Consider the following 26,567-nt stretch of genomic DNA (forward strand, 5'->3'; position numbering starts at 1 on the left):
GGGCAGACAATTCTGTTTGTCGCTGTCAGCTAGATCTTCTGTGGTGACGGCTCGCTTCCGGTGTAATATTCACTGGTGATTGGGGCGGGGTGTTCCCGGCGGAACACCCCTTTCTACGGTGCCCTCAGAGGATCAAGTCAGCACGGCTCACATCTTCATTCTACGCTTTCTCGAATGGATCGGCTGCTCACTGCGTGTGCTTACTGCCACGTTTCCCCCATCGCTGAGTATATTGCCAGAGCAATCATTAATGCTCCACCACCAATAGCAATACTGGCTGTGTCCGCTCGAGCGGCTCCGAAACCGAGCAACACGACACCCTGTACCCCCAGTATCCCCGTTATAATCAATTTCTGTTGTGGTGAGACCTCGGTTGAAGTGGCGCGGCTCATGAACAAAGCTATCGAGTGAAATCAAAAAACAATTGTGTTCACTCAAAACCCTGTACTGACCGAATCAGACGACCCCGATTCTCGGTTTGCGACGTGCAAGACTCGCGCTCTGTATTCAGCACGGCTCCAAGAACATATCACCGGTTGAGGATTTCAACAGAGCCGTTTTTTTCGTTCTTTTCGGCCCAAGCGTTCATTAGTCCCCAGTCCAATGCTGTTCTACGATGAATCTCGTTTCGCCTGGAGAGTACAGTAGACGGCTCCAGGCGCGACTCCGACGTGCATTCACACAGGAGTTTCCACCACACCAGACCGCGATGAGCCTCTCGCTTGGCATCTTTCTGATGGCGCTGCCCAATCTCGGTGTGAGTGTCCTCTTGCTCGGAGCGATCGGATACCGGTACGACTGGATCAACCGGATGGCGTTGCTTGCCGCGGTGATGATTCTGAACCCACTCGCGAAAGGGACTGTCTACGTGGTCAGTTTCGGGCTCGGGGCGACAATTCTCGGTCCGATTCCCGGCGTATCAGCCAGTGATGTCTCGCTGTCTGCCGGCACCGACGTTCTCGTCCGACTCTTCCTCGGTAATCTGCTCTTTGCGGCCGGACTCGCGGCGGCCGGATACGCCGTTGCGCTGTACGGTGTCCACGCAACCAGACGACGTCGCAGTTAACGGTCCGGCTGGTTTTTCGACTGATTCACTCGGGCGTGAGCCGGACGATCGGTCCTTCGGCCGTGTCCACAGCGACGTACAGGTGGCCCGAATCCGGCGCGACAGCCACGTCACGGATCCGCCAGTTTTCCTCGGCCAGCAGCGGATCGACTTCGGTGACATCCCGGCCGTCGACGGTGAACCGGCCGAGATAGCTGCCGGCCAGGTTACCGACGAACAGATCGCCCTGCCACGCCGGGAAGGCCGCACCGTCGTAGAAGGTTGTCCCGGCGGGCGGGAAACCACCGCTACCACACTCCCAGTAGTACACTGGTGCTGTCACGTCGTCGCGCTCGGCGTGGCCGACGGCGACCCGCTCGTCGGTGCCGTACTCACAGGCCTCGTCTGCGATCGGCCAGCCGTAGTTCTCGCCCGCTTCCACGATGTTGATCTCGTCGCCGTCGCGCTCGCCGTGTTCGCTCTGCCAGAGTGCGCCGGTCTCGGGGTGGACGGTCATCCCCTGTGCGTTCCGGTGACCGTAGCTGAAAATCGAGTCCACAGTATCGGGATCGTCGACGAAGGGGTTGTCCTCCGGGATCGTTCCGTCGGGTTCGAGTCGCAGCGTCGTCCCCAGTTCGTTCGTCCTGTCCTGTGCGACGTGGTCCGGGCCGAAGTTCTTGAACTGCCGGTCACCGACGGTCATATACACCATCCCGTCCTCGCCGAAGACCACTCTGGAGCCGTAGTGGCCGGTCGAATCGACGTACGGCTCTGCGACGTGAATCTGCTCGAACGCCCCGAGTGTCCCTCCCTCGCGATCGAGGCGGCCCCGACCGAGGTGTGTCGCCGTCTCGCCGGCGTCGTTTCTCGCGGCGTAGGTCAGATATATCCAGGATGGGTCGGGGAAGTCGGGGTGGACAGCAACGTCGAGGAGTCCACCCTGGCCAGCATCGTAGACCTCGGGCGTGCCGTCGATCGATTCGACAGCACCAGCCTCGGTGTCGAGCAGTTTCAGACCGCCGGCTTTTTCCGTGACGAGCAGTGCCGATTCGTCGAGAAACGCCATCCCCCACGGGTAACTCACCGTCCGTGTCAGTTCGTCGAGTTCGAACGCTGCCGTCCCGTGCTCGTCGTCCGCTGACTGTTCCGGTTGCTCGCCGTCTCCGGACTCTCCATTCTCACCCCGGGATTCGAGACAGCCCGCAACGCCGATACATCCCGTTGCTGTACTCAGTTTCAGGAACGCTCGTCGGTGGAGTCTGTCTGAAGCGGTCATCGGGGGCACTGATCGCTTCTAGAGTGTTCGTCGAAATGAACGTTCTGTGTCGGGACCCGATCTGCAACGTAGGAGACCACTCCGGACGGCACGATCAAAAGAAGAGTGCCGGCACAGTGTTCCGGAAGATGTTGAGCGAGATGACGAACAGGAGGGCGACGACGAACCAGTTGAATTTCTCCTCGTCTACCTCGAGCCGTCGCAGGTAGCTTCCCACGAGCAGGCCGACGATCGTGACGACAGCGATGACCGAGCCGAGCCACAGGCGGTACGTCGTCAGCAGATCAGTAAACAGCGCCATCTGGACGATCCGAACCGTAAATATCGTTCCGAGAACCATCGAGAGTCCGCCGATGTAGCGCTCGGTATCCCGCTCGAAGGTGTGGAAGTACGTCGGGAGGAGCGGGCCGAGATTGGCAACCGAGAGCAAAAACCCCTGGAGGAAGCCGGCGACACTCAGTGCGACGGGGTTGTGTGTCCGTTCGACCACGACGAAATCCTGGATGAGCTGGAAGACCACGTACGCGAGAATGACGAGCCCGATGAGGAAGGGAACGATCGGGCCGGTGCTGTACTCGGCGAGAAACCCGACTCCGATGATCGTCCCGACGACGGCGGTAAGCAGCAGGAGCCACTCCTCCCGGATGAACGCGAGTCCGGTATCGGTCTCGCCGATCTGGAACATGTTGAGCATCCACGGTGGAATCGCCAGGACGACGACGGCAACTGTCGGATCGATCACCGTCGCGAATATCGGCGTCGTGATGAGCGCGTAGCCGAATCCGACCATCCCCTTGACGACCCCGGCCGTGATCGCTACGAGTACGAACCCCCCGAGCAGCCCCAGCGAGATCTCGGACTCGAGGCCCCTGTCGAGGCTGTCGAAGCCCGGAAAGAAGACGACTGAACACGAGAGCACTGTGAGCGTCGCGAACACCATCATCACCTCGCGATACTGAAACTCGAAGAGATTCGTGACGAACTGTCCGGCGTCGATTCTGGATTCGGGTGAACTCATTACTTGCGCGCAGAGATAACTGCGCCTGTAACTGTTTCGGGAGTGTAACCTATCTGTGTCCCTGTGACGGCGATATCTACGGCTATCTGGGCGGGTTCAAGACTGCCCCCATCTCGGTATCTTCGACTGTACGACCGCAAACCATCTATTTCGAAGCTCCCGAACCGTCATAGATAGCGGCAATTGTAGATTCTGTCTCCTGTGCTGTTCTTTCGAACTGCTCCGAAAGGGAATTACGCGGTGGGGACAACCCTCGGATAATGGAGATACTGGAGATCGCTCGCGGGGCGCTTTCTTCCGGCCCGATCTGTGATCCCTGCCTCGGCCGGCTGGTCGCCGACCGAAGTTTTGGGCTCTCGAATCGGGACCGTGGAGCTGGACTACGGACGACCGTCGCGCTCGCCGACGACACGGATTTCGAACCCCACGAGGGGGACTGTTGGGTCTGTGAAGAGGAGTGTGACCGTTTCGAGTGGTGGGCAGACCAGGCTGTCGGGATGGTCCACGGCTACGAGTTCGACAGCTACCAGATCGGGACGAAGGTGCCACCGCTGCTCGAAGAGAACGACCGACTGCTGCGCGAGGACGTCGGCCTGGAGCCCGAGGCTGGCGAACTCATGAAAAGCGAGTTCAACCGCGAGGTCGGCAAACGGTTCGGCGAGGCGACCGGCACCGAGGTCGATTTCGGACGGCCGGACGTCCTCTTGCTCTGTGATCTGGCGACCGACGAGATCGAACTGCAGGTCAACTCGGCGTTCGTCTACGGCCGGTATCGGAAACTCGAACGCGACATTCCCCAGACGAAATGGCCCTGCCGGGACTGTAACGGCACCGGGATCGACCGCGACGAGAAATGCAGTGGCTGTGATGGCACCGGGTTCCGCTACGACGAGAGCGTCGAGCAGCTGACTGCACCGGTCGTCGAGGAGGCGATGGACGGCACCGAGAGCACCTTCCACGGCGCTGGCCGCGAGGACGTCGACGCGCTGATGCTCGGGACCGGCCGTCCGTTCGTCATCGAGGTCAAAGAGCCACGGCGCCGGAACGTCGACCCCGACGAACTCGAAGCCGAGATCAACGACTTTGCCGACGGCAAGGCCGAGGTCGAGGGGCTCCGACTCGCGACCCACGAGATGGTCGAACGCGTCAAGGAACACGATGCGAGCAAGACCTACCGGATGGACGTCGCCCTCGACGAGGCAGTCGACCAGGCGGCGTTCGACGATGCACTCGACGAACTCGACGGCGCGACGATCTACCAGGACACCCCGCAACGCGTCTCACACCGGCGGGCTGCGAAGACGCGCACACGTGAAGTCTACGATATCGAGGGTGAACTCGAAGACGACCGGACGGCGACACTCACCGTCCACGGCGAGGGCGGACTCTACGTCAAAGAACTCGTCAGCAGCGACGAGGGCCGAACCGAACCGAGTCTCGCGGGGACACTCGGCGTCGGAGCGACCGTCACTGCACTCGACGTCCTTTCCGTCGAGGGCGAAGCGGAGTCGTTCGAACAGCCGGAATACTTCCGCGAGTAGCCAGTACACCTATTTTAATCGAGCCCAGAACTGGCCTGTGAACAGACGAGTTCGTGTTGTCGTTGCCGTCGTCCTTTTCGCAGTGGTGCTTTCGGCCGGTTCGGTCGGGATCGCTGGGGCCGAACACGGCGAGCAGACCGACGAGTACGATGTCATCGAGGTTCGAACGGTGACAGCGGAGAACACCGACACCGGAGAGTTGCGAGCAAGATACAGCTATCATATCGGTGAGAAAACGCGAGAACTCACCGTGTCGGTTCTCTCCGGTGAGGAGCCAACCAGTGTGGACGGGTTCGAACCGACCGGTGAGCCGAACGTCTACGAGTGGGACGAACAGACCGAGAGTCCTTCCTTCGAGTTCGGTATCGAGGCGAACCGATCGGATTCGCGCAACGACGGTCTCGCATCTGTCGACACCGGCGAGTGGGCGATCATTGGTACCAACGCACTCCCGAGAACGGAGATTCGACCCGTTGCACTGGAGTCCGATCTCGACGATATCGAAATCGACTGGGTAACTGTCGCTGGTGAGAGCGAGGGGATCGCCGGTGATGGCATCGTCTACTTCGGGGGCTACGACCGCTACGGGTTCGACAACGGGATCGATGTCGTCGTCAGCGACCCCGCCGATCCAGGGTCGCAGGCGGACATCGACGAGCTCGGACGGACACTCGAACAGCTCTCGGCGGGGTTCACCGCCGGGACCGACGGTGATGTCACGGCCTTCGTCGTCACCTCGCCGCTCCGGCTGGGCGGGCTCTCGGTCGGGGGTGATTTCTGGCTCCACGACGAGACGCTTCCACCGGAGACCGTCCTCCACCACGAGTTCGCACACACGCGACAGCAGTACCGACCGACAGACGCCGTCGCGTGGACGATCGAGGGCGGTGCGGAGTACTACGGTTCGCTGCTGGCGCTCACACAGGGCGATATCCAGTACCACGAGTTTCGGGAACGGCTCGACCGCGGGACGGAGTACGACGACGTCGTCCTCGCGGATCGGAGTAGCTGGGTCGGGACGGACGGTGACTACGAACAGGGTGCGATGGTGCTCGCTGCACTCGACGGCGTCATCCGTGAGAACAGTGCGAACACACTTCTGGACGTTCTCCGGGCGAAAAACGAATACGACGGCGAGATTTCCGCCGATCGTTTCGAATCGATCTCTTCGGACGCTGCAGGACGCGATCTCGGTGGATTCTTCGAGGCGTACGTCCGGTCGACACCGCCCGACATCGACGTTCCCTCGCCGGTCGTCTACGACGGGCCAAACGACGGTGCAGCCCCAGAAATCCACCTCGACGACGTCGAATTCGATCCGAACGGTCTGACCGAGATTCCGTTGACTATCGAAAATACGGGCTCCGAGACGAGTCTCGCACCCCGACTCGCGGCCGAGAGTTCGGCGGCTATCGAGCTAATCTCGGCCGACGGCACAGTGAGCGAGGTCGCGGATGGCTGGGTGTTCGAACACATCGAATCCGGGGAGACGCAGACCGCCACGATCACTGTCGAGGCGGCGGTCCCTGACGAGGCGACTGTCGATCTCTCGGTCGAGGATATGAGTGGCCAGGGCGACAGCGCAATCGTCTCCTTCGAAGAACTCCCTGCTGTCGAAGCGACGCTGGAGAGTCCTGCCACTGTCGCAGCGGGTGACCCCGTCGAACTCGTCGCCGACAGTAACATCGGGGACGACCGGATCGAACAGTACGAGTTCACAGTCGGTAGCGAGCAGGCCACCTCGACCGATCGGGCGATCGAGTACACGTTCGGGTCGGCCGGGGAGTACAACCTCTCCGTTGCTGTCGTCACCGTCGACGGCCGGACCGGGACAGCGAGTCGTTCGATTTCGGTCACGGAAGCCGAGCCGACCGACCAGACCGAACCCGACGATGGAAATACCAGTACTGGCCCATCCGATCCGCAGGCGGACGATTCGAGTACTGGGTCCGACGAGTCAGACACACAGCAAGGCGACGACGCGATCGGACCTGGCTTCGGCGTGGCCGTCGCGGTCACGGTGGTCGTCTTCCTCGGCTTGCTCGCCAGCCGTGCCGGAGAGAAGCATACTTAACTTCCCCCGTCTACCACTCGTCGTATGCACTTCGGTGCCGACGAGGCCGGCAAGGGGCCAGTGCTTGGCTCGATGTTCGTCGCCGCCGTCCGAGCAGAGCCCACCGAACTGCCCGACGACGTCGGGGACTCGAAATCGATCGCGTCGGCAAAGCGCCAGGCACTCGCGGCAGCGATCCGAGAGCAGGCCGCGGCCACCGAAGTCGTCGAAATCCCCGTCGAGCGGATCGACGACCCCGAGACGGATATGAACGGGCTGACCGTCGCTGGCCACGCCGAGGCTGTCTCTGCCGTGGCCGAGGCCGGTGGTGCTGGCTACGTGGACGCCTGTGACACCAACGCCGTCCGATTCGAACGCCGGGTGGGAAAACAGATCGACTACGAACTCGATCTCCGTGCCGAACACGGGGCCGACGAGAGCTACCGGATCGTCGGCGCAGCGAGTATTCTCGCGAAAGTCGCCAGGGAGCGCCACGTCGACGAACTCGCAGCCGACTACGGCGAGGTGGGCAGTGGCTATCCGAGCGATCCGACGACCCGGACATTTCTGGAATCGTTCGTCGAAGAACACGGTCGGCTGCCGGCCTGTGCCCGCAGGTCCTGGCAAACGAGTCAGGACGTTCTCAACGCGGTCGATCAGTCCTCACTGACCGATTTTTGATCCTACTGTGTCATCTCTGTGGTAGTCTGTGACTCGGTCGTCCCGCCGGGTTCGCGTGACTCTGCTAGCTGAGCCTCCGTCGCTCCGATCGCAACGACGACGAATACAAGATAGAAGGCCAGCGTCGACAGCATCACCCACAGGTGGACCATCGAATCGACCTCGATCCCGGCGAGCAGTAATGCGCTTTTCGTCTGCCAGACGAACACGAACAGCATGACCGTGCTGACGACGATCCCTTCCGGTGTCCGTGGAAGTGGATTTTCCATGGCGATTACTCTAATACCAGTCTGCAAAAACTTACCTTCGAATCTAACTCGCCGATAATCGCCGGAATCTTTATATCACTCTCCCCGGTGTGGTCCAGAGAACTCGCCGAGTGCGGAGTGACCCCCACTGGCTGTGACCGACGCCTACGTCTCCGTCTCCTCGGGGTCACTCCGGGCGACGGTGACGGGGACTGGCGACCGTCGAACGACGTTTTCTGCGACGCTACCGAGCAGCAGTCGGGAGACTCCCTGCCGTCCGTGGCTTCCCATCACGACGTGGTCGATATCCGTCTCGGTCGCCATCTCGACGATGGTCTGTGCGGGCTTGCCGACCTCGACGAGCCGTTCGGTGTCGACACCGGCCGCCGATGCCTGGCTTTCCAGTTCCGCGAACTGTTCGTCGGCCCGCTCTTTTTCCCGCTCGTACCAGCTGTCCGGGATGTTCGGAATCGCCGTTTCGGCGCTGAAACTCGCCTCGGCCGGATCGATGACGTGCAACAACACGATCGTTCCGTCTTCGAACAGCTCGATCGCCAGATCACAGGCGGCGATGGCCTGGTCCGACTGGTCTACCGGTAGCAGTATCCGTGAGCCCATAGGCCGTCTTTATCTCCCCCGAGGGTTGAATCATTTTGTATCCCTGTTGATATGTGCTGCTCTCTGTGGCAGTTTCGACACACCTATACGAAGACACTACCCAACATACGATGATGACAGATGTAGCTCGACTGCGTAACAGCACGCAGATCCTGCTACCGGGTGACTCTCTTTCCGGACTCAGGGGGGATCTGGAAGAACGGTTTACCGTCACGGTCAGACGGGAGGAGACGCAGGTTCGAATCATCGGGAGTCCAGTCGAAATCAAAAGTGTCAGCGATTTTCTGGCTCGAAACGGGATTGCGGTCGCGTAGGGGTGTCTGGGGGCCGTTTTACTCTGGCCGCGAAAAGGAATTCTTAAACCCACGCCGACGGAGTAACTGGTATGGCTGATACGATCGAAGTGCTCGTCCCTGGCGGGCAGGTTGACCCGGGGCCGCCACTGGGCCCGGAGCTCGGCCCGACACCCGTGGACGTCCAGGCTGTGGTACAGCAGATCAACGACCAGACCGAAGCATTCGACGGCACGGAAGTGCCCGTCACGGTCACCTACGAGGAGGACGGCTCCTTCGAGATCGAGGTCGGTGTTCCGCCGACGGCGGAACTGATCAAAGACGAGGCTGGCTTCGAGACCGGCAGTGGCGAACCCCAGGAGAACTTCGTCGCGGATCTCTCCGTCGATCAGGTCCGACAGATCGCCGAGCAGAAACAGACTGACCTGCTCTCCTACGATCTGAAAAATGCGACCAAAGAGGTCGTCGGCACCTGCGTTACTCTCGGTGTCACTATCGAAGGCAACGACCCACGCGAGTTCAAAGAGCGTATCGACGACGGCGAGTACGACGATATCTTCGCTGCCGAAGCATAGCACGGCTTCGGGGCTGTGTGGCATTGCCGACACGTGACGAAGCTTAATACGACTGGCTTCTCTGGATAGAGCTATGTCCGCGGCGGCGTCACAACTGTTCGAGCCACTCCTCGAGTGGTCCGCCGACGAATCTGCCGTCGACATCGTGGACAGTCCGGACCAGTCTGACACACTGCTTCTCCGTTCCGACAGCGCCGATTTTCTTCTCGTTGGGACGACTGTCGACACTGACCCCCACACACCAGATCTGGTCCAGCGCGCTCACAGCCGCGCCCGCGAATACGACGCGGAGCTATTCGCCACCGCGAATGCGAACGATCTGTTCGTCTTTCGGACCGACGGTTCGAGGACAGCGCCGGCGGATCTCGACCGCCGTCACTACGACCTGCACGACAGTGCGCTCGATACCGTCGTGCCGGCAGTTCTCGACGAAAGCGTGGCAGGCGATGGCTGGAAGACCGAACCATTCGAGGCGTTTCTGCTCGGTCGTCTGCAGAGTTTTCACTGGAGTCTCGTCTCGGTGTACCAAGACCGTATCGAGACGCGGATTCACTCTGACGAGCAATTTCAGAACCTGTTCGCTGCGTGGGCACACGACAATCAGTACCCTTCCGAACTGCCGGATGTGACCCGGACAGTCCGGATCGCGGCCAAGCAGTACGCGTATCTTCGCATCAATCGGATTCTCTGTTACGAACTGCTCCGGCAAGTGGACGGATCACTCGATCCGCTGATCGAAGGCTGTCCTCCCTCGCGAATCGACGACCAGTTCGCGGACCAGTTCGAATCCGCTGTCACGGAGTACGGCTACGACGCGATCTTCCGAATCGACTCCGTGTTCCTGCAGGCGATCCCCGACGACGAGCGAACCCGCTGCCGATGGCACAGCTTCATCGAAAGTCTCGGACGGGAACCGATCGGCAGCGCCGATCCCGATATCCTGCGCCGGTTGTACGAGCAACTCCATTCACAGTCGGAGCGGGACTCACTCGGCCAGTTCTACACACCCGAGAAGATTGGGACCATCCTCGCCGGGTGGGCGATCCAGTCGGCCGAGGATCGGGTGCTCGATCCCTGCAGTGGGCCGGGAGCGCTCACCGTACCGGCGTCCAGACGGCTCGGTGAACTCGGACCCGCCAGCGACTCGGCCCCAGCCGACGGCGTTACCGCCGTAGATATCCAGGCGTTTCCACTCCAGTTGACCGCACTGAATCTTCGACTCCGGACGACAGGTAGCTCGGCGACGGGTCTCTCCACCGCCAACGCCGACTTTTTCGACCTCGATCCGGGAACCGATCCGGACACTCCCCAGTCCGTTGATCGGCGGGTTGGCTTCGACGGTGCGTCCGGGTCGACGACCCTCGGGCGGTTCGATGCGACTGTCGCCAACCCTCCGTACGTGCGCCAGGAAGATATCTCTGCCCAGCGAGCGCACTTTCGCGCTCATCTCGCGGCGTTCGATCCCGACGCGTCTTCGACAGCGGGTGCGCCACTGCTCGACCGGCGATCCGATCTGTACTGTTACTTTCTTTCCCACGCGACGCAGTTTCTGGACGAGGGTGGGCGACTCGCGTGGATCGTTCCGACGAAGTGGCTGACTGCCGATTACGGCCCCTCCTTCCAGCAGTTTCTGTTCGACCGATACAGCGTCGAGGCGGTCGTCGGCTTTCCGACGCGCCTGTTCGAGGACGCGCTCGTCGACACGGTGTTGCTGCTGGCAGAACGACGGGAGAGCGAATCGGAACGGCTGGCCACGAACACGAACTTCGTTCGTCTCACAGAACCGTGCTCGCCGGACACAGTGCTAGAGATAATCAATTCCGACTACGAGATTCCCGACGACAGCTCGCTGACAGTCGAGACAACCCCTGAATCCCGAACCGTCGTGGTCCGGCAGTCGACGCTCGTCGAGCGACTCGGACAGAAACTGCAGCCCTATCTCACTGCCCCTGCGCTGTATCTCGCCCTCTCCGAACGCGACGACGTCTGCTCGTTGTCGGAACTGGCGACGATCACTCGCGGCGTGAAAACCGGTGCGAATCCGATCTTCGTCCTCGACGGGGCGACGATCGAAACCCACGGGATCGACGACCGCTTCTGCCGGCCGGCGATCAAAAGTGTCCGTGCAGTCGATGGCTTCGAGTACACGGCCAGCGATGCCGAGCGCTGGCTGCTGGATCTCGGCGGCTATGTCACCAGTCTGGACGTGGACGATCCCACCGCGACGGCTGTCAGAGCCGCGCTCCGCGAGGAGGGATACGACGGTGTCTGCTCGTATCTCTCGTGGGCCGCAGACCAGCCCGCCCGGAAAAATAGCTCACTCGAGGCCAACGAGCCGTGGTTCGACATGGGGTCGCTCGCCGGCGAGACCGCTCCCATCGTCTGCCCACAGGCGATGGACACGCGCCGATTTTTGTTCCGGACTGACTGTGCAGTGGTGCCGAGTAACCGCTTCTTGCTGGTCGATCCGGCACCGACCGTCGACGAGACCCTGTTGCTCGGCCTGTTGAACAGCAGCCTCTCACAGATCGTCGTCGAGAGCCACGGCCGGGTCACCGGCGGCGGCGCGATCAACCTCTCCGGCAGTGATCTCGAAACGTTCTGTGTTCCCGATCCGGAGATACTCTCCGCCGAGCAGGCAGCGGCGATCACCGAAGGGGTCGAGCGACTCGCCGATGGTGACCAGTCGGGCCGGGACGGGATCGACCGGGCCGTCATCGAGGCGCTCGATCTCGGGGTTGCCGTCGCGGAGCTACAGGAACTGTCGCAAGCGCTGAAACGCATCCGCCGGGTTGACGAACCGCCGGAGTACGACATCGCGACAGTCGAGAGCACTCTCGAACTCACCTTCGAGTGACTCTCTGGACAAACTTCCGGAGATAGCAACTCGTAGCGGCAGGTTTCTGCTGGAACAGACGTCTGTACTCGATTGTCTGGACAATATCCGAGCTTTCGAAGTAATTCTAATTTGAATGTAGCGCCAAACTCTAATTAATACCATAATCTTTTAGTAATAGTGGTGTTTGATGTTAGAATGTAATGACCGATTGCAAACGGTGCGGGGCCCGGATGAACCACAACGATGAAACAACGAAACTCGTCGAGTATGTGTGTCCGAACTGCCACCGAACCGAGATCGACCCCAAAAACACGTACCGAGTAACCGCATAGGCACCCAGCTGCCCCCAATCAACCCTCCAGACGGTCCCTCACCGACCATCAAAACTAACTGACCTGTTCCCTGAGTTAGCGTAATTTAGCATCCCGATGTAAGTCCATTATTACACAGAACAATCTAAATCCAATCTTATTCTGTTTGTGAAAGTTAATGTCGCGTGTAGCACGATCTGTCTCGTAAAAATAGACTGATCTTGCTCTGTATCACTCTCAATATCTGCTGATTGAAGATAACTTCTCTCACAACCAGAATCAGCTATTTAGACCTACATACCACTACAAAGCCCGGCATAACGCCCGAAGTTTCAAATAAGTTCAATATAACAAGGTCTCATCAAGCGGTTCACATAGCGTGTACTTGATCGCATGGTTACTACCTATCATAATATATTGGATACATTGCTCGTCGAGATCATCGGCGAGTCTGGCCGATCGGTTGATCAGATTCGAAGAATGTACGACAGGTTCCGTGTCGAGGAGCCCAATAGGACGCCGGACATCTGCTGTGTCCTCTCGGACGAGAAGCCACAGAGTGACGAGGTTCTCGGCCATCCGCGAGACAACTACGGCCGCGACGGCAACAACTTCGTCGTTCAGAGCGGCTCGAACTACCTCGTGACGGACCCCGACTGGCAGGAGTTCGCGATGAACCGCTCGCCCGGCTGGGAACCGTTCAAAACGGTCTACATGATCGAGTTCGAACTCCGTCGTCGACTCCTCGAAAATCGCCAGGCACTGATCCATGCCTCCGGTGTCCAGTTCGAGGGGCAGACGATCCTCTTTCCCGCGTGGCGGTCTGCGGGCAAGACGAACACGCTACTCTCGTTGCTATTTGCTGGAGGAGACTACCTCTCTGACGACAGGTTGTGGGTCGATGAGGATGGATCGGTGCAGGGATATCCGACCCCAGTCAACGTCGGTACCGAGCAGCTAGAGTCGTTCACCGAACTCGAGACTCCCGAAGAGAAGTTAGACGAGAAAGTCGAGAACTTCGTCGATGCCAAGATTGATCCGTCGCGCTCTTTTTTCGACAAGGTCGCTTCGTATCTCGCGAGTCAGTACATCGACAGCGAACGAACGTTTCAGGATCTCCACTCGATGGTGCCTGGTGCGAAATACGTGGATAAGGCAAGTGTCGACGCAGTCGTCTTACTACGGGCTGCGCCCAAGCAGGCCAGGGTAAATGTCGAACAGATCCCGACCTCGCAGGTTGTCAGAGCACTGCGGACGATTCATCACTACGAGTGGAACGAACAACTTGAGGAGTACGCGATGGCGACTGATTCATTGTTCCCGGCGGCAGACCGGACAGAGGTCTTCGAGTCGATTCGTACGGAGGAAGCACAGGTTCAGCGCCAGTTCTTGCAATCGACCCCTACGCTCATCGCTCGGATTCCCCGGACGCGAATCTGGGAAGCGGACGGAATCAGAACTCAGATTACCGACGCGTTTAGCGATCTGCCGACGGAAGTCGAACCTGGTCAGGAAACTCATATGACCACGTAAGCTCGCTCTATTCTGACTAAAGTTGGCCTATACTTTTCACCGCATGAGCTGTGCATTTATTTGATTTACCTACCAATGGCCCGATTCGACCGCATCCCACGCACACGCTCACAGCCCGACGCCGATTCAACTGACCTTGCTCCCGTGAGATCGGGGTGCTCTCGACGGACCGTTCTCGGTCTCCTAGCCAGCGGAATACTGGCGACGGTTCAGACGACCGCAGTGGCTGGGCAAGACCAGGAGACCTACTGGACTGTTGTAGCTATCCCCGATACGCAGTTTTACGCTGCTAGTACTGATCTGGCCTCCTACGCAACTGATCAGACGGACTGGATCGTCGACAATCTCGACAGCGAGTCGATCCAGTTCGTCACCCACGAGGGGGACCTGGTCGACGACGGCGGGAGTGAACAGGAGTGGGATCGGATCGATGCGACCATGTCGACGCTGGATGGGGCGGTGCCGTACTCGGTGCTCCCTGGAAACCACGACTGGGCCGTTACGAACGACAAATCGTCGTCCACTGCGAACTACACCGAGTACTTCGGCCAGTCCAGATTCGAAGATCGATCCTGGTACGGGGGTGCAGGCCCCGGAGACGATGGCCGCAACTCCTATCAGCTGTTTTCGGCTGGTGGCTACGACTTTCTCCACCTCGCACTGGAGTGGGAACCAGCTGGGACCGCCTCGGAACCGTCGACACCGCTTGGCTGGGCACAGTCTATCATTGACGAGTATCCCGACCGACCGACGATCGTGACGACACACTCCTATCTTCGTGACGACGGCGGCCGGACGAGTTCGGTGCAAGATCGAAGCGACGATGCCAACACCGGTGAGGCGGTCTGGCAGGAACTGATCGAACCGAACCCGCAAATTTTCATGGTCCTGAACGGCCACTGGCACGAGACGGACGGGGAGAACCATCAGGTCTCTACGAACCGGGCCGATCTTCCGGTCTACGAGATCGTTGCAGACTATCAGGATCGGGCAAACGGAGGCAATGGCTGGGTACGACTCCTCCAGTTCGTCCCGGGCGGTGGACGAGAGGCAGCCGACCGAATCCGCGTCCGATCCTACTCGCCGAGTCTGGACGAGTACGAGACTGACAGTGACAGCGAGTTCACGTTTGATCTCGACTTCGACAGCCGGTTTTCTTCACGGGAGGACGGCTCCGAACAGATCTCGTTCCAGCAGGGGAGCGACGGGTACAGTGGAACCGTCGACACCACTCTCGCCGAGGCAGAGCCAAACCAGTCGTTCAATACGGCTGGAGGCGTCACAGTCGATACACAGGAGCCCCACTCCACGGACAACCGGACACAGGCGCTACTCCGGTTCAACGATATCATAGGCAACGATGATGGGCAGGTCTCGCCCGGCACGACAATCGAGTCGGCCACACTCACGGTCGAGACCACCGACGAGGGGGACGGTGGCGTAGGCCATCGGATGCTAACTGACTGGAACGGTGAGGACACTTGGGTCTCTCTTGACGGTGGCATCGAGCCCGATGGAAACGAGGCGACGACAGATCCAGAGTTCGAGACCGGCGAGATCTCGACTGGAACGACGTCGATCGACGTGACCCAGAGTGTCCAGCAGTGGATCAACGGCGAGCCCAACTACGGCTGGGCAGTCCTGCCCCTCGGTGACAATGGCTGGGACTTTGCGACTTCAAACTCTGACACACCACCGAAGTTGACGATTTCATACGACCCCGACGCAGATAACAGCTCTGACCAGTCGGAGCGTATCTCCCTCCAGCAGGGTTCAGATGGGTACAGCGCAACCGTCGACACCAACCTCCGTGAGAACGAGCCGGAGCAGTCGTTCAGTACAGCTGAATCAGTCACGATAGATACACAGGACCCACACTCCACGAATAACGAGGCTCAAGCGCTGATCCGGTTCGACAATCTCATTGGTGACGGCGGGCAGCAGCTACCGCCCGACGCAATCGTCGAAGACGCGACACTCACGGTCGAAACCATCAACGACGGAGACGGCGGTGCAGTCCATCGGATACTCACTGACTGGAGCGGTGAGGATACGTGGACCTCGCTCGACGGTGGGATCCAGGCCGACGGGAACGAGGCGACGACTGATCCCGAGTTTGAGACGGGTGAGGTCCCGGAGGGTTCGACCTCGATCGACGTGACCCGGAGTGTCCAGCAGTGGGCCGATGGAGCCCAGAACGACGGCTGGGCAGTCCTGCCCCTCGGTGATGATGGCTGGGACTTCATGACGTCGAACAGCGACACGCCTCCACAACTGACAGTATCTTACGTCTCGGAAAAACAGCAATCCGAACAGTGAGTGGAGTAGTATAACTGGTGGCTCCCCCTTTGTAGATCGTCTGCAGAAGCAAGCCGGTGGAGGTATTGTGAACCACGGTCGGAGCTTCGCTCCTCCCTGCTTCAAATCCCTCGTGGCTTTCGCTGTTCACGTTCGTTCACAGCAGAAAGCCGGTGGAGGGATTTGAACCCTCGGCCTATTCCTTACGAAGGAATCGCTCTGCCAGTCTGAGCTACACCGGCACTCGCTTTCGCTCGTCCCGAGCCCTGCACGACTCGCAGGGCACCGGCACTCACGCAAACGTAGTATCGATACGACCAATAAGCGTTGCGAATCCGCCCGCCCCTATCTCCGCTCCAGCCGAACATCTAGCACGACGTTGTACTCGTGGGGGGCATACGAGCGAACTGTGTGCCGATTCTCGACTGTCACCTCGTACTCCGGCTCGGCTGCCGCCCGCAACGCACGCTCGCCTGGCCCGAACAGATCGTCCTCGTGCTGGATATCGTAATAATGAACGACGGCCTCCTCGCCGGCGATCTTCACCGCGCTGTCGACGAACTCGTCGGCGGAGTGGGGGAGATTCATCACCAGCCGATCCGCCCAGTTCTCGTACTCCGTGGCCACTTCGGCGACGTCGCCGTGGATCGCAGTCACGCGATCGCTGACCCCGTTCCGGGTGGCGTTCTCGCGGAGATACTCGATCGCCGTCTCGTTGATATCGGTCCCGACGACTGTGGCTCCTCGTTTTGCAATCGGGATCGCGAACGGGCCAACGCCGGCGAACATATCGAACACCTGCTCGCCCTCGCCGACTTGCTCTGTGACGCGGTGACGTTCGGTCGCCAGCCGTGGCGAGAAGTACACCGCCGCTAGATCGAGGGCGAACGCACAGCCGTACTCGCGGTGGATCGCCTCGGTCTCCTCACCGACGAGGATCTCCCAGTCACGGACGCGTTCGACACCCTGGATCTTCGAGGCGCGGTTGAGCACCGTCTTCGTCGGAATATCCGACGCGGCGATCGCATCGGCCAGTTCGCGAGCGCGGTCGGGGTCGTCCTCGTCGATGATGATCACCTCGCCGAGTCGTTCGTATGCGGGTGTGAAATCCACCAGATCCGCAGGCGTGGTCTGACGCTGCCGCCCTGGGAGTTCCCGCTCCGTCAGTTCGTACTCCGCCGGCACCGCGTCGGGATCGGTCACCGGAATAAAGAGCGTCCCCTCCTCGTGGACGATCTCGTGGTCGTCGTCGACGAGATCCAACTGGGCCAGGGATTGCCGTGTCTCTTCGCCGGCCTCCCGGGATACCCGAACGCAGGGGACAGTCATAGTCGATACTCTGCGAGCGCTGGCGGTAAGTCTGACGTTGTCCGTTAGTGTGTCAACAGCAAGATTTTCTCGTCTGTTCGGGCGATACAGAATGCGGTGCCCGGCTTTCCGAAGCTGTTCGTCTGCGTTTCGCTGATAAACAGCTTCTCGAACGGCTTGCCACAGGCCGGGCAGGCGAAGTTGTCCTCGCGGTTTTCGAGTTGCATCGTCTCCCGGCGCTGCTGGATGAGTTTGAGTCCGTGCCGGTAATCGTGGATGTCGAACCCATCCGAGACCGAAAGCTGTTCCATATTCGATGGAGGGGCGGCGAGTGTCTTAGCTTTCGTGGCTGTCGCTGGTGCTCGTTGTTTCGTCGGAACGGCTTTAATGGAGACAGCAAGAAAGCCCCGAAGCCCCCTTTCTTGCTGTTCTGAATGCTGTTGGTCGAACCTCCAATCAACTACCTACCGCTCAATCGGGAGTCGAAAGGTTGAGGTACGCAAACGCTGCTATGTACCGGTATGGAACTGCGGGTAATCGACAAAGAGGAGACTGAACTCTCTATCGAGATTGCGGGCGAGGATCACACGTTTATGAACGTTCTGAAGGGTGCGCTGCTGGAAACCGAGGGTGTCTCGGCAGCAACGTACGACATGAACCCCGAGCAGTCGGGTGGCCAGACCGATCCGGTGCTGACGATCAAAACCGAGCCATCTGTCGACGCACTCGACGCGCTCGAAGACGGTGCACAGCGTGTCATCGAGAAATCCGAGAGCCTCCAGAGTGCGTACGAGACAGCCAGCTAACTCTCACAGATAAACTGCGACAGGATCAGTTCGTTTTCGACGCCGTGGATGTCGACACCGATCACTGTTCCTGGGGTATCGACGTCCACCGAGTCCGCGAACTCCGTTCCGAGTTCTTCGGGTGAGTTCCCGTCTTGCATGGTAACTGTAACCGTCTCTAGCGACGGGTTCGCCGAACACTCCTCGCGCAGGAGATCGGAGAGCTCCTCGTTTGTCGGCAGCGCCCCGTCTCCGAGTAGCGACTTGATCCGCCGCTGGTTGTAGAAGGTCGCAACGTCGTCCAGATACGCCGAGCGGTCGAGTGTTCTGCTCTCTGTCCCAGCCCGCCGCTCGTTGAGCTGTTCGACGTACGAGCCCTCGACGTCCGCGAGTGCGATCCCACTCACCACTGATTCGTTGCCGGGTACGTTCTCTACCTCGGGTACGCTGTCGTCCGGGAAGAAGGGGAGATCGACCACGCCCGCAGCGCCGAGTCCGAACACCACAGCGATCAACAGGACAACACCGAGGACGGCAGCGTATCTCGGTGTCACCAGATCCAGATAGCCCGGAATCGTGAGTTCGTCGTCGCTGATCGTTTTCGTCTCCCGTTCGAACGTTGCCGTCCCACACCGGTCACACGGTGGGTTATTTTTCGTGTGTTCCTTGCCACAGCTCTGGCACACCCAGACGGTCATCGTGTCCTGCTCGATAGATTCCACCTTCTCCGCGTTTGGTCCATCCGTCAGATCCGCATCGGTGACGACCTTCTCCCGGCGTTCGAAAGTCGCGTTGTTACAGCGGCTACAGGGTGGGGAGTTTTTCGTGTGTTCACGCCCACACTCCGTACAGACCCAGACCAGCATCGAATCCTGGTCGTCACCTGCTCCGGCTTGCTGGACGACGGCCTCCTCGAATTTCCCGTGGCCACAGTTGTCACAGGGCGGGTCGTTCTCTTCGTGTGGTTTACCACACCACTCACACCGCCATCTCATTGTCCTGAGTTACTGGAGTTCCTGTATAAATACTGCTGTTTGCCTCGTTTCACAGCAGTAGCTATCCGGATACTCGAACCTGCTGCTGTGGGGGCGGTTGTGAAAAAATGTCGGCGTTGTCCGTCCCTTAGATGACGCGGTTCTGGAGGTAGTCGAGGTGTTTTGCGTTGTACACAATTTTCACCTCGTCCGTCTCGGCCGATCCGATGCAGGTCAGACGGACATCTTTCTCTTCGACTTCCTCGTCGGAGAGGATCTGCTGCATGTCCATGTCGATTTCGCCGTCGACGACGATGGCGGCACAGTTCGCACAGGCACCTGCACGGCACGAGAACGGCCAGTCGTAGCCCTGGGCCTCGGCTGCTTCGAGGATGTACTCCCCTTCGTTGACGTCGAGCGTCCCGTAATCCTCGTCGTCGAGGCCTGCATCTGCTGCTTTGTCGAATACGCCTGGTTCGTACATGTCCCAGTCGTTGTCGTCTACAACTTCGTAGTTGAGGTATTCTACAGTTGGCATCATCCATCTATTTTACGTCCACCGGGTTAGACTTTGCTGTTTCTGGTAATGTAACCGGTAAAGCAAAACAGTATGATGGATCGACAGGGAGAACGCGTGACTGGGCCCAAACAGCCGAATGACAGGTTATTCGCCGCTCGGAAACTCCTGAAACAGTGAATCGAAATCGTCGTCGAAACCGGAGACTGCCGTGTCAGCCTCCGACTCCAGTTCTTCGACGCGGTTGACCATCTCCTGGTACTCCGCGCTCTCCTGGAGTTCAGAGGGTGTTTTTTCTGCTTCCAGGGTGGCTTTTTTCGACGTTAGTGCAAAATACTCCTGTAACGTCTCGTTGTACTCGTCACGTTCGAGCATCGACTCGACTGCCTCGTCGAGATCCTCGCGCATCACCGGTTTCGTGAGATAGTCGTCGAACTCCATCGAGACGATATCGAAATCAGGGTCCACGGCGGTCACCATGACGACGCGGCAATCGAGGTTGCGCTCGCGGATCCGTTCGAGCACCTCGTCGCCGGAGTGGTCGGGCATCTGACGGTCGAGAAACACGATATCGACCGCTCCATCTACCTTCTCGAGTGCCTCCTCGCCGCCATACGCGGTCCGGACTTCGTGGTCCATCTCGAGCCAGGTCGTATAGAGATCAGCAATATCCTCCTCGTCGTCAACAACTAGTATCGTAGTTTGTTCGTTGCTCATAGCTGTATCAGTGTCCTGTCGCGACCCCTGAGCGGCCACCAACCGAACGGAGAGTCCGTTTTCCAGCGACGGGTCGGAACCGTCTGCCGACCACCGCCCACCGTCGAAATAAATCCACCAGGTAACTCTCTGTGTGCTGCACACATTCGGTATAGTAGAGTGGAATTAAAATAGTATCGGCTGGGTCGGACGAGCCCCCACTGCCGACGGCACACAATATACTTTGTTTTCGCGTACATACGGGGACTGTGTCAGGTGAATCGTCAGATCCGACAGTCATCCGGTCGATCGCGGTCACTGTCGACGATCTCGTCTCTGCGCTGGAGACGAACCGGACGAGTTCGAAAAATGCCGTTCTTCGAGTGACACCGCCGTTCAGCGGCCGGATGCGCGCTCGACTCCACATCGATCTCGGGACAGCATACAGCCAACAGCCACAGCCGATTCACATTCAGCCCCGAGCACTGATCGACGGGGCACTCCCGGCGTATCCCGAACCGGCCGAAACCGAGGACGAACTCCGGACAGATCCGTCGACGACGTACACGGTCGAGCGTCATCGCCGTCGGCACGAAGCGGCCATCGAGCAGTGGCGCGAGCAGGTGCCCGACGCTGTCAGCGATCGGGCGACGATCGAAACACCGGCCGGTGACCACGAGCTTTCAGTCTCACTCCTCGGGGCTGCTAGTGACTAGCTCACACGGCTCGATAAAATATCTTGCTGGCTCTCAGGCTGTGGTCGGGGGGTTTCAGGGACGTCCATCTGCGAAAAATGTGCCAAAATATCACGAAGCCTGATGCGGTTATTTATAATAGCTATGTCTATCTTTACACGAGTGTCAATGTCGAGCTCCTCCATAACCGATCCTGGATTTATCCGTGATGCACTGTCCAGTCACTCGGTCCCCCAGCTGCTTGCACGGCCAGTCAAACGGGTGTCGTTCTGGGCAGCGATCGTCCTCCCTTTTATGCATCTGTCGTTGCTCACGGCTGGACTCGATTCGCAATCGATGCTCACCGCATTTATTGCACTCGTTGTGTTGAATGTCGTTGCCCTGTACTTCGGTCACCGGCACGGCCAGGAGTAACGGCCCGCCAGCGGATGGCTCGGGGAACGCTTCTCTTCTATTTCTGAAAGATCTGTCTCGGTTCCGGACACGGGAGTGTCGCCAGACCGTCTTCAGCTACCTGATACTGGAGTATCAACAGCGGCACAATTTAAGAGGGATGAGGTCCAACAACGTGTATGGCCGCATACGGCCGGCCGTCATTACGAGACTTGTTCGACGAGGCACCGACGCCACACATTGCCCACCCACCGGCAACACACCATCGAGATTTCTACCTCGCCACCGATGGCTCCTTTCGACAGGCCGGTGGCGGGCTCGGCGTCGTCATCGAAACGCGAGACGGAACACGTGTTACACGGCTCTCCGTCCCGAACGAACCTCCGAACAACAACGTCGCGGAGTATCAGGCACTCCACCTTGGGCTGGATGTCCTCGCGGCGAGATCACCGGACACTGCACGGGTCGGCCTCCTCATCGACCACGACGAACTTGCAGCGAACGTGAACGCCTCGGTGCTGGCCACCCGCGACAGCCAGTACGGCACCCCACACCAGATTTCCGTCCCGGAGTATAGTGGAAACCACTGGCGTGGCATCCGCGCCAGGCTCTGTGGGTTCACCGAAATCCGGGCCGCACGGATCTCCGGCGACCGAAATCCAGCACACCCGCTCGCGAACGAACCTAACCGGTATGCACACGTCAACACCGAATCCCAGCGCTGTGTGCTGCCTGGCACCCCTGCAAGTTCGGAGGAAATCCCGCCGCCGTCCCGGTCCGAACGCGGCGCGAGCGATTAGATTGCCGGCGCCTCCGATCGCTGCAACGGAGGTCGGGGTATCCTGATTGTCGTTCGTGTGTCGCCGACTGATTGTATCACGCATATCCGGGACTGTCGTGTCCCTCTTTGACCTCCACGGTCGGACCCGCTCTCGATATTATTTTCATAAGTTATGCCAATATTTGATAGAGGCATCTTGATCAATTACTGTGAATTCCCTCAACGTCACTCAGAAAAAATATAAATAGGTTGCAGTACGTACAACTCAACAGGAGGTGACAGAACAATGGCAGTTAGTCGCAACACTGAGCACAGTCACGAATTGACGTTCTGGGAACGGCTGTTCGATCAGTTGACGCGATACGATCTCGTCCTGACTGCCATTCCGGTACTGTTCACCATCGCGGCAGTCGTTTCGATCCTGTTTGCGATTTCATTTCACGTCACTGTCGCAGGTGGCGCAGTTCTCAGTCTCACCCTGGTCTTCGACGTGCTGTTTTTCAATCCGCCGATCGAAAACAGACGGTAGCTACTCCCCCGAGAGTGCTCGCATCGCGTAGTAAAATCGCTGGAGGGCGGTGATGTGGCCGACGACAGCGAAGACGACGAGGAGCCAGCCGACAACCGTCAACTCGACAGCAGTCACGTCGACGAACGCGGCGATAGTCGTGACCACACCCATCAGCGCGAGGCGGTCCGCACGCCCGAGGAGTCCGCCGTACACCCGATCGAGGTCGACGGCCTGTGCCTGGGTCCCGAGATAGGAGGTCATCAACACACCGGTGACCGCCGCGAGTCCCAGCGCGTACTGGCCGACGCCTGCTGCGAGTCCAGTGATGAGGATGAGGTCTGCGTACCGGTCGAGGACGTGATCCAGCAGATCGCCGGCAGCCGACTCCGTGCCGAGTTCTCGCGCCAGTCCGCCGTCGACGAGATCCAGCACTCCGTTCAGGAAGACGAGCACCGCACCGACGAGATAGAGTAGTCGCAGCTCGCCGGCACCGTAGAAACTCACACCGGCACCGATGGCGGCGACGATCGCGAGGATGCTGACCGAATCCGGCGTCAGCCCGACGCGTTTGGCACCGGCGATCAGCGGTTCCATCAGCCGGTCGGCGAGCGGGCGAAAGCTATCGAGTGTCATAGATACTCTACGAAAGAGACGGTGCCAGCGCTCGGTTCGCGCCGTCCCTGAACGACGGAGTCGATCGCATCGGCGACTTCCCCGGGCGACCTGTCCGTGGTGTCGATCTCGTAGACGTTCTCGGTGCCGTGGCGGTCGACCGCCTCGCCGAGGATCACATCCAGGGCTTCGCTCTTGGCGTTTTCCTCGATGGACGCGTCGCGTTTGCCGGCAAGCCGGTCTTCGAGTGTCTCTGGATGGCACCGAAGAACGACGACCCGGTCTGCATCGAACCGGTGGGCGAGGTGGGACTCGAAGAGAATTCCGTCACGACCTTCGAGCCACTCGCGGACCGCATCCAGATCCACGATCGCCGAGTCGCGTTCGTCGTCGTGACCGGTCGTTAGCCCCTCCTCCGCGACGAGTTCGTTGAGGTGGACGACGTCGAGATCAGTTTCGAGGGCCTCGACAGCGGTCGTTTTCCCAGTTCCTGGGGTCCCGGTCACGGCGACTCTCACTCGGCGAGCACCTCGTTTATGATCTCGACCGCCCGGCGGGTACCTTCCCGGGTCCCGCAGGTAATCCGGACACAGGCTGGCAGGCCGAAACTCGAACAGTCCCGGATGATGACACCCTCGCGCTGGGTCGCGTCGGCGACTGCGGAGGCATCCCCCACCTCTGCGAGAACGAAGTTGCCGCCGCTTTCCCAGGTGGGTGCGTCGAGGTGGTCGTGCATGTACTCTCGCGCCCACTTTGTCGTTTCGACGGTCGCTTCGACGTGTTCGTCGTCGGAGAGGGCTGCGTAGGCTGCCTTGCAGGCGACCGTGTTCACTGCAAACGGCGTGTTAATTCGCTCGTAGGCATCGGCCCACTCCGCGGGGACGAGGCCGTAGCCGACTCGGAGTCCAGCCAGTCCGTAGGCTTTCGAGAACGTCCGGAGGATCGCGATATCCTCGCGGTCGTCGACCAGCGGCCTGGCCGATGGCTGGTCTGTAAACTCGCCGTAGGCTTCGTCGACGACGACGAGTGTCTCCTCGCTTGTCTCCGCGGCGAGTCGTTCGATCTCGTCGAGCGGCATCTCGGAGCCAGTCGGATTGTGCGGCGTCGTCACGTAGATGATCCGGTGGTCGTCGTATACATCGAGGATGCTGTCGGCCGACTGTTCGAAGCCGGTTTCCTTTTCGATTCGGTACTGGTCGACAGCTGCGCCGTGATACCGTGCGCTCATCGGGTAGTACGCGAAGCCGGGGTCGGGTGCGAGCACTCGATCCTCTTCGGTGAGAAAGGCGCGCCCGAAGTAATCCAGGAGGCCGTCGCCACCGACTGTGGGCCACACCTGGGCGAAGTCGATCTCCCACTTTTCGGCGATGGCGTCGGTGAGATCCGTGTGGGCGGCTTTCGGGTACGTGTGGATCTGGTCGGCCGTCTCGTGGACCGCCTCGACGGCGGCCGGGCTCGGTCCGAAGGCGTTCTCGTTCGAGGAGAGTTTCACCAGTCCGTCCGGGTCGAGGCCGAGATCGCGAGCGACTTCTTCGACACCGCGACCAGCGCTGTAGGGAATGTGCGCCGACAGATCCCGTGTTTGCATGCCCGGTCAAAACAGGCGGCGAATCTTAAGCGTGCTCATTGATAGTAATCGTTTTTCCTGCGCCGGACAGACCTGGCTGTAGGGCGTGTGGCCTAGTGGACAGGGCGAGAGGTTCCTAACCTCTCGATCCCGGGTTCGAATCCCGGCACGCCCGTGCAGCGACCGCAGGGAGCGAAACCGGAACCGGGATTCGAACCACGCAAAACCGAACGAAGTGAGGTTTTGCACCGGGTTCGAATCCCGGCACGCTCGCTATGCCCGCGTGCCGTAGCTCGCAAACACTGCGTGTTTGCTCACTCCCGGCACGCCCGTAGATCAAAAATCGAAAGACTGCGGCAGGATTCGTTAAACTCTGAAAGAACGACCGTCCAGTTGCTGAACGAAAGGAGTTTGACTGGGCACTGCCAGTCGCCATACCACGCACGACGAGTTGCTGCACGACGATGAGAGTGCAACCACGACGAGTATATTTTGGATACGTATACGATCGAACGGCGTGGCGGCGCATACAAACCCGGTGACGACTGACCGTTTCTGTTCCATCTGGCTCCCAGTGCTGGGAGACACATCACGTTTGCAGGCCTATCCACACACGACACGAGGAGTGGCGATAGTTCGAGAGCTATTGTGATCGAGATCTGTCAAAAGAGGTGTGCAAGATGGAACGCGCGAACCACACGGGCGAGACTCGGAATATCGTAGTACCATCATTCGGTAGGCAGGACGGGTATGTCGATTCCGTTTCATCGAGGTCGAATCGGGGCTCCCGCAGACTTATATTGTGAGCGCAATTATGGTATTGTATGTCGGATGCAGATACAAATGATACACCAGATCCGGACAAGACGAACATCAACATCCGAATCACCGAGTCATTTCTGGAAGACATCGATGGGACATGGGAACAAGAGGGGTTCAACTCGCGGAGCGAATTTATTCGATACGTTCTCCGGGACGCGGTGAAACACCCCTCGTTCACGCGGGAGAGCTGGAAGCAGATTGCCTCCGAAGAGCACAAACTGCGGACCGGTGAGGGCGAGGCTATCAGCAGTGAAGACGTGAAGGCACAACTGGGACAGGATGACTGACAACTGGGACTGGGAGTTTCGGAAATCCGCTCAGGACACCTTCGGACAGCTGGATGACCACCAGCAGGACCGCATCGTCTCGAAGCTAGACGAGATAGTTGCCGACGAGTGGCGGACTCCTGACGAGTATCTGGAGCCCCTCACCGGGTCGCCGTATTCGAAACTCAGGATCGGGTCGTTCCGACTGGCGTGTTCGGCTCGCCACGACGAGCAGCTGCTCCGCGTCTACAGCATCGAACACAGGTCAGGCGCGTACACCGCCGACGACGACTGACTGTTTGCAGGAACGA

At 59.6% G+C, this 26,567-nt stretch carries 28 protein-coding genes and 2 tRNA genes; 17 read left to right on the forward strand and 13 right to left on the reverse strand.

Annotation, left to right across the window (positions count from 1 at the left end):
• Positions 1 to 616: 616 nt before the first annotated feature.
• Positions 617 to 1,066 (forward strand): DUF2062 domain-containing protein, encoded by a 450-nt coding sequence (locus EOW68_RS08065; protein WP_128224653.1) that lies wholly within the window; start codon positions 617 to 619, stop codon positions 1,064 to 1,066.
• Positions 1,067 to 1,091: 25 nt separating this feature from the next.
• On the opposite strand, the gene EOW68_RS08070 is transcribed toward EOW68_RS08065, so the two are convergent.
• On the reverse strand, positions 1,092 to 2,321 hold the full coding sequence (locus EOW68_RS08070) for a PQQ-dependent sugar dehydrogenase (protein WP_128224654.1): 1,230 nt from the start codon (positions 2,319 to 2,321) through the stop codon (positions 1,092 to 1,094).
• Between the two features lie 94 nt (positions 2,322 to 2,415).
• Positions 2,416 to 3,339: a sulfite exporter TauE/SafE family protein gene (locus EOW68_RS08075; protein WP_128224655.1), complete on the reverse strand. Its 924-nt coding sequence runs from the start codon at positions 3,337 to 3,339 to the stop codon at positions 2,416 to 2,418.
• A gap of 260 nt (positions 3,340 to 3,599) precedes the next feature.
• Here EOW68_RS08075 and EOW68_RS08080 point away from each other — a divergent pair, with 260 nt between their 5' ends.
• The 3 genes from EOW68_RS08080 to rnhB are packed head-to-tail and all read left to right on the forward strand — an operon-like array spanning position 3,600 to position 7,614.
• Entirely contained in the window at positions 3,600 to 4,880 is a 1,281-nt protein-coding gene (locus EOW68_RS08080; RefSeq protein ID WP_128224656.1) for a tRNA pseudouridine(54/55) synthase Pus10, read from the forward strand.
• Positions 4,881 to 4,917: 37 nt separating this feature from the next.
• Positions 4,918 to 6,954: a gluzincin family metallopeptidase gene (locus EOW68_RS08085; RefSeq protein WP_128224657.1), complete on the forward strand. Its 2,037-nt coding sequence runs from the start codon at positions 4,918 to 4,920 to the stop codon at positions 6,952 to 6,954.
• A 24-nt stretch (positions 6,955 to 6,978) separates the two neighbouring features.
• Positions 6,979 to 7,614: a ribonuclease HII gene (gene rnhB, locus EOW68_RS08090; protein ID WP_128224658.1), complete on the forward strand. Its 636-nt coding sequence runs from the start codon at positions 6,979 to 6,981 to the stop codon at positions 7,612 to 7,614.
• 2 nt (positions 7,615 to 7,616) lie between these two features.
• Here the strand turns inward: rnhB and EOW68_RS08095 are convergent, their stop codons facing one another.
• Both EOW68_RS08095 and EOW68_RS08100 read right to left on the reverse strand, forming a co-directional pair.
• On the reverse strand, positions 7,617 to 7,883 hold the full coding sequence (locus EOW68_RS08095) for a hypothetical protein (protein WP_128224659.1): 267 nt from the start codon (positions 7,881 to 7,883) through the stop codon (positions 7,617 to 7,619).
• Positions 7,884 to 8,027: 144 nt separating this feature from the next.
• A complete protein-coding gene (locus EOW68_RS08100) occupies positions 8,028 to 8,480 on the reverse strand; it encodes a universal stress protein (protein WP_128224660.1) in 453 nt (150 codons plus the stop codon).
• Positions 8,481 to 8,593: 113 nt separating this feature from the next.
• On the opposite strand from EOW68_RS08100, the gene EOW68_RS08105 reads away from it, so the two are divergent.
• From EOW68_RS08105 to EOW68_RS08125, 5 genes are all read left to right on the forward strand, one after another.
• The gene (locus EOW68_RS08105; protein ID WP_128224661.1) at positions 8,594 to 8,794 is read left to right on the forward strand and encodes a VNG_1110C family protein; all 201 of its coding nucleotides are present in this window, start codon (positions 8,594 to 8,596) and stop codon (positions 8,792 to 8,794) included.
• A gap of 71 nt (positions 8,795 to 8,865) precedes the next feature.
• Positions 8,866 to 9,348: a 50S ribosomal protein L11 gene (locus EOW68_RS08110; protein ID WP_128224662.1), complete on the forward strand. Its 483-nt coding sequence runs from the start codon at positions 8,866 to 8,868 to the stop codon at positions 9,346 to 9,348.
• 73 nt (positions 9,349 to 9,421) lie between these two features.
• Positions 9,422 to 12,205, forward strand: a complete 2,784-nt coding sequence (locus tag EOW68_RS08115; RefSeq protein WP_128224663.1) for an HsdM family class I SAM-dependent methyltransferase — start codon at positions 9,422 to 9,424, stop codon at positions 12,203 to 12,205.
• 773 nt (positions 12,206 to 12,978) lie between these two features.
• The gene (locus EOW68_RS08120; RefSeq protein ID WP_128224664.1) at positions 12,979 to 14,031 is read left to right on the forward strand and encodes a hypothetical protein; all 1,053 of its coding nucleotides are present in this window, start codon (positions 12,979 to 12,981) and stop codon (positions 14,029 to 14,031) included.
• Positions 14,032 to 14,253: 222 nt separating this feature from the next.
• A complete protein-coding gene (locus EOW68_RS08125) occupies positions 14,254 to 16,350 on the forward strand; it encodes a DNRLRE domain-containing protein (RefSeq protein ID WP_431358814.1) in 2,097 nt (698 codons plus the stop codon).
• Positions 16,351 to 16,497: 147 nt separating this feature from the next.
• On the opposite strand, the gene EOW68_RS08130 is transcribed toward EOW68_RS08125, so the two are convergent.
• The 3 genes from EOW68_RS08130 to EOW68_RS08140 all read right to left on the reverse strand — a co-directional run bounded on the left by EOW68_RS08130 (position 16,498) and on the right by EOW68_RS08140 (position 17,948).
• Positions 16,498 to 16,571 (reverse strand) — tRNA-Thr (locus EOW68_RS08130).
• 103 nt (positions 16,572 to 16,674) lie between these two features.
• Positions 16,675 to 17,658: a class I SAM-dependent methyltransferase gene (locus EOW68_RS08135; RefSeq protein ID WP_128224666.1), complete on the reverse strand. Its 984-nt coding sequence runs from the start codon at positions 17,656 to 17,658 to the stop codon at positions 16,675 to 16,677.
• A gap of 44 nt (positions 17,659 to 17,702) precedes the next feature.
• Positions 17,703 to 17,948, reverse strand: a complete 246-nt coding sequence (locus tag EOW68_RS08140) for a DUF7385 family protein (protein WP_128224667.1) — start codon at positions 17,946 to 17,948, stop codon at positions 17,703 to 17,705.
• A gap of 210 nt (positions 17,949 to 18,158) precedes the next feature.
• Here EOW68_RS08140 and EOW68_RS08145 point away from each other — a divergent pair, with 210 nt between their 5' ends.
• A complete protein-coding gene (locus EOW68_RS08145; protein ID WP_128224668.1) occupies positions 18,159 to 18,443 on the forward strand; it encodes a DNA-directed RNA polymerase subunit L in 285 nt (94 codons plus the stop codon).
• On the opposite strand, the gene EOW68_RS08150 is transcribed toward EOW68_RS08145, so the two are convergent.
• The 3 genes from EOW68_RS08150 to EOW68_RS08160 form a co-directional block, all read right to left on the reverse strand.
• A complete protein-coding gene (locus tag EOW68_RS08150; protein WP_128224669.1) occupies positions 18,440 to 19,417 on the reverse strand; it encodes a zinc ribbon domain-containing protein in 978 nt (325 codons plus the stop codon). The two genes, EOW68_RS08145 and EOW68_RS08150, sit on opposite strands and share 4 nt — an antisense overlap.
• 127 nt (positions 19,418 to 19,544) lie before the next feature.
• The gene (fer, locus tag EOW68_RS08155) at positions 19,545 to 19,934 is read right to left on the reverse strand and encodes a ferredoxin Fer (protein ID WP_128224670.1); all 390 of its coding nucleotides are present in this window, start codon (positions 19,932 to 19,934) and stop codon (positions 19,545 to 19,547) included.
• Positions 19,935 to 20,060: 126 nt separating this feature from the next.
• Complete coding sequence (locus EOW68_RS08160; protein WP_128224671.1) at positions 20,061 to 20,630, reverse strand: HalX domain-containing protein; 570 nt, start codon at positions 20,628 to 20,630, stop codon at positions 20,061 to 20,063.
• A 248-nt stretch (positions 20,631 to 20,878) separates the two neighbouring features.
• On the opposite strand from EOW68_RS08160, the gene EOW68_RS08165 reads away from it, so the two are divergent.
• From EOW68_RS08165 to EOW68_RS08180, 4 genes are all read left to right on the forward strand, one after another.
• Positions 20,879 to 21,325, forward strand: a complete 447-nt coding sequence (locus EOW68_RS08165) for a DUF8009 family protein (RefSeq protein WP_128224672.1) — start codon at positions 20,879 to 20,881, stop codon at positions 21,323 to 21,325.
• A 147-nt stretch (positions 21,326 to 21,472) separates the two neighbouring features.
• Entirely contained in the window at positions 21,473 to 21,718 is a 246-nt protein-coding gene (locus tag EOW68_RS08170; RefSeq protein ID WP_128224673.1) for a DUF8028 family protein, read from the forward strand.
• Between the two features lie 158 nt (positions 21,719 to 21,876).
• Positions 21,877 to 22,497: a ribonuclease H family protein gene (locus EOW68_RS08175; protein ID WP_128224674.1), complete on the forward strand. Its 621-nt coding sequence runs from the start codon at positions 21,877 to 21,879 to the stop codon at positions 22,495 to 22,497.
• Positions 22,498 to 22,764: 267 nt separating this feature from the next.
• Entirely contained in the window at positions 22,765 to 23,007 is a 243-nt protein-coding gene (locus EOW68_RS08180) for a DUF8015 family protein (protein WP_128224675.1), read from the forward strand.
• Here EOW68_RS08180 and EOW68_RS08185 read toward each other — a convergent pair whose 3' ends face one another.
• Genes EOW68_RS08185 through hisC form a run of 3 tightly spaced genes read right to left on the reverse strand, consistent with a single transcriptional unit; the run spans position 23,008 to position 25,189 of the window.
• Positions 23,008 to 23,622, reverse strand: coding sequence for a CDP-alcohol phosphatidyltransferase family protein (locus tag EOW68_RS08185; protein WP_128224676.1), 615 nt, complete (start codon positions 23,620 to 23,622; stop codon positions 23,008 to 23,010).
• Entirely contained in the window at positions 23,619 to 24,119 is a 501-nt protein-coding gene (locus EOW68_RS08190; protein ID WP_128224677.1) for an adenylate kinase family protein, read from the reverse strand. Before EOW68_RS08190 ends, EOW68_RS08185 begins: the two co-directional genes overlap by 4 nt.
• A complete protein-coding gene (gene hisC / locus EOW68_RS08195; RefSeq protein WP_128224678.1) occupies positions 24,116 to 25,189 on the reverse strand; it encodes a histidinol-phosphate transaminase in 1,074 nt (357 codons plus the stop codon). The genes EOW68_RS08190 and hisC overlap by 4 nt, the downstream gene beginning before the upstream one ends.
• Before the next feature lie 81 nt (positions 25,190 to 25,270).
• Here hisC and EOW68_RS08200 point away from each other — a divergent pair.
• The 3 genes from EOW68_RS08200 to EOW68_RS08215 all read left to right on the forward strand — a co-directional run bounded on the left by EOW68_RS08200 (position 25,271) and on the right by EOW68_RS08215 (position 26,551).
• Positions 25,271 to 25,343: transfer RNA gene (locus EOW68_RS08200), tRNA-Arg, on the forward strand.
• A gap of 649 nt (positions 25,344 to 25,992) precedes the next feature.
• A complete protein-coding gene (locus EOW68_RS08210; protein ID WP_128224679.1) occupies positions 25,993 to 26,277 on the forward strand; it encodes a ribbon-helix-helix domain-containing protein in 285 nt (94 codons plus the stop codon).
• Positions 26,270 to 26,551, forward strand: a complete 282-nt coding sequence (locus EOW68_RS08215) for a type II toxin-antitoxin system RelE family toxin (protein ID WP_128224680.1) — start codon at positions 26,270 to 26,272, stop codon at positions 26,549 to 26,551. The genes EOW68_RS08210 and EOW68_RS08215 overlap by 8 nt, the downstream gene beginning before the upstream one ends.
• The last annotated feature ends 16 nt before the right edge of the window (positions 26,552 to 26,567 follow it).

It is taken from the genome of Halovenus amylolytica, assembly GCA_004015825.1.
In the GTDB taxonomy this organism is placed as follows: Archaea; Halobacteriota; Halobacteria; order Halobacteriales; family Haloarculaceae; genus Halovenus; species Halovenus amylolytica.

Bases quoted from the DNA above. Each gene is read 5' to 3' on its own strand.
- EOW68_RS08135 (WP_128224666.1), bottom strand. From the start codon at position 17,658: ATGACTGTCCCCTGCGTTCGGGTATCCCGGGAGGCCGGCGAAGAGACA.
- EOW68_RS08150 (WP_128224669.1), bottom strand. From the start codon at position 19,417: ATGAGATGGCGGTGTGAGTGGTGTGGTAAACCACACGAAGAGAACGAC.
- EOW68_RS08095 (WP_128224659.1), bottom strand. From the start codon at position 7,883: ATGGAAAATCCACTTCCACGGACACCGGAAGGGATCGTCGTCAGCACG.
- EOW68_RS08175 (WP_128224674.1), top strand. From the start codon at position 21,877: ATGGCCGCATACGGCCGGCCGTCATTACGAGACTTGTTCGACGAGGCA.
- EOW68_RS08065 (WP_128224653.1), top strand. From the start codon at position 617: ATGAATCTCGTTTCGCCTGGAGAGTACAGTAGACGGCTCCAGGCGCGA.
- EOW68_RS08080 (WP_128224656.1), top strand. From the start codon at position 3,600: ATGGAGATACTGGAGATCGCTCGCGGGGCGCTTTCTTCCGGCCCGATC.
- rnhB (WP_128224658.1), top strand. From the start codon at position 6,979: ATGCACTTCGGTGCCGACGAGGCCGGCAAGGGGCCAGTGCTTGGCTCG.
- EOW68_RS08180 (WP_128224675.1), top strand. From the start codon at position 22,765: ATGGCAGTTAGTCGCAACACTGAGCACAGTCACGAATTGACGTTCTGG.
- EOW68_RS08160 (WP_128224671.1), bottom strand. From the start codon at position 20,630: ATGAGCAACGAACAAACTACGATACTAGTTGTTGACGACGAGGAGGAT.
- EOW68_RS08140 (WP_128224667.1), bottom strand. From the start codon at position 17,948: ATGGAACAGCTTTCGGTCTCGGATGGGTTCGACATCCACGATTACCGG.
- EOW68_RS08185 (WP_128224676.1), bottom strand. From the start codon at position 23,622: ATGACACTCGATAGCTTTCGCCCGCTCGCCGACCGGCTGATGGAACCG.
- EOW68_RS08145 (WP_128224668.1), top strand. From the start codon at position 18,159: ATGGAACTGCGGGTAATCGACAAAGAGGAGACTGAACTCTCTATCGAG.
- EOW68_RS08210 (WP_128224679.1), top strand. From the start codon at position 25,993: ATGTCGGATGCAGATACAAATGATACACCAGATCCGGACAAGACGAAC.
- EOW68_RS08115 (WP_128224663.1), top strand. From the start codon at position 9,422: ATGTCCGCGGCGGCGTCACAACTGTTCGAGCCACTCCTCGAGTGGTCC.
- hisC (WP_128224678.1), bottom strand. From the start codon at position 25,189: ATGCAAACACGGGATCTGTCGGCGCACATTCCCTACAGCGCTGGTCGC.
- fer (WP_128224670.1), bottom strand. From the start codon at position 19,934: ATGCCAACTGTAGAATACCTCAACTACGAAGTTGTAGACGACAACGAC.
- EOW68_RS08100 (WP_128224660.1), bottom strand. From the start codon at position 8,480: ATGGGCTCACGGATACTGCTACCGGTAGACCAGTCGGACCAGGCCATC.
- EOW68_RS08075 (WP_128224655.1), bottom strand. From the start codon at position 3,339: ATGAGTTCACCCGAATCCAGAATCGACGCCGGACAGTTCGTCACGAAT.
- EOW68_RS08105 (WP_128224661.1), top strand. From the start codon at position 8,594: ATGACAGATGTAGCTCGACTGCGTAACAGCACGCAGATCCTGCTACCG.
- EOW68_RS08120 (WP_128224664.1), top strand. From the start codon at position 12,979: ATGTACGACAGGTTCCGTGTCGAGGAGCCCAATAGGACGCCGGACATC.
- EOW68_RS08070 (WP_128224654.1), bottom strand. From the start codon at position 2,321: ATGACCGCTTCAGACAGACTCCACCGACGAGCGTTCCTGAAACTGAGT.
- EOW68_RS08170 (WP_128224673.1), top strand. From the start codon at position 21,473: ATGTCGAGCTCCTCCATAACCGATCCTGGATTTATCCGTGATGCACTG.
- EOW68_RS08110 (WP_128224662.1), top strand. From the start codon at position 8,866: ATGGCTGATACGATCGAAGTGCTCGTCCCTGGCGGGCAGGTTGACCCG.
- EOW68_RS08215 (WP_128224680.1), top strand. From the start codon at position 26,270: ATGACTGACAACTGGGACTGGGAGTTTCGGAAATCCGCTCAGGACACC.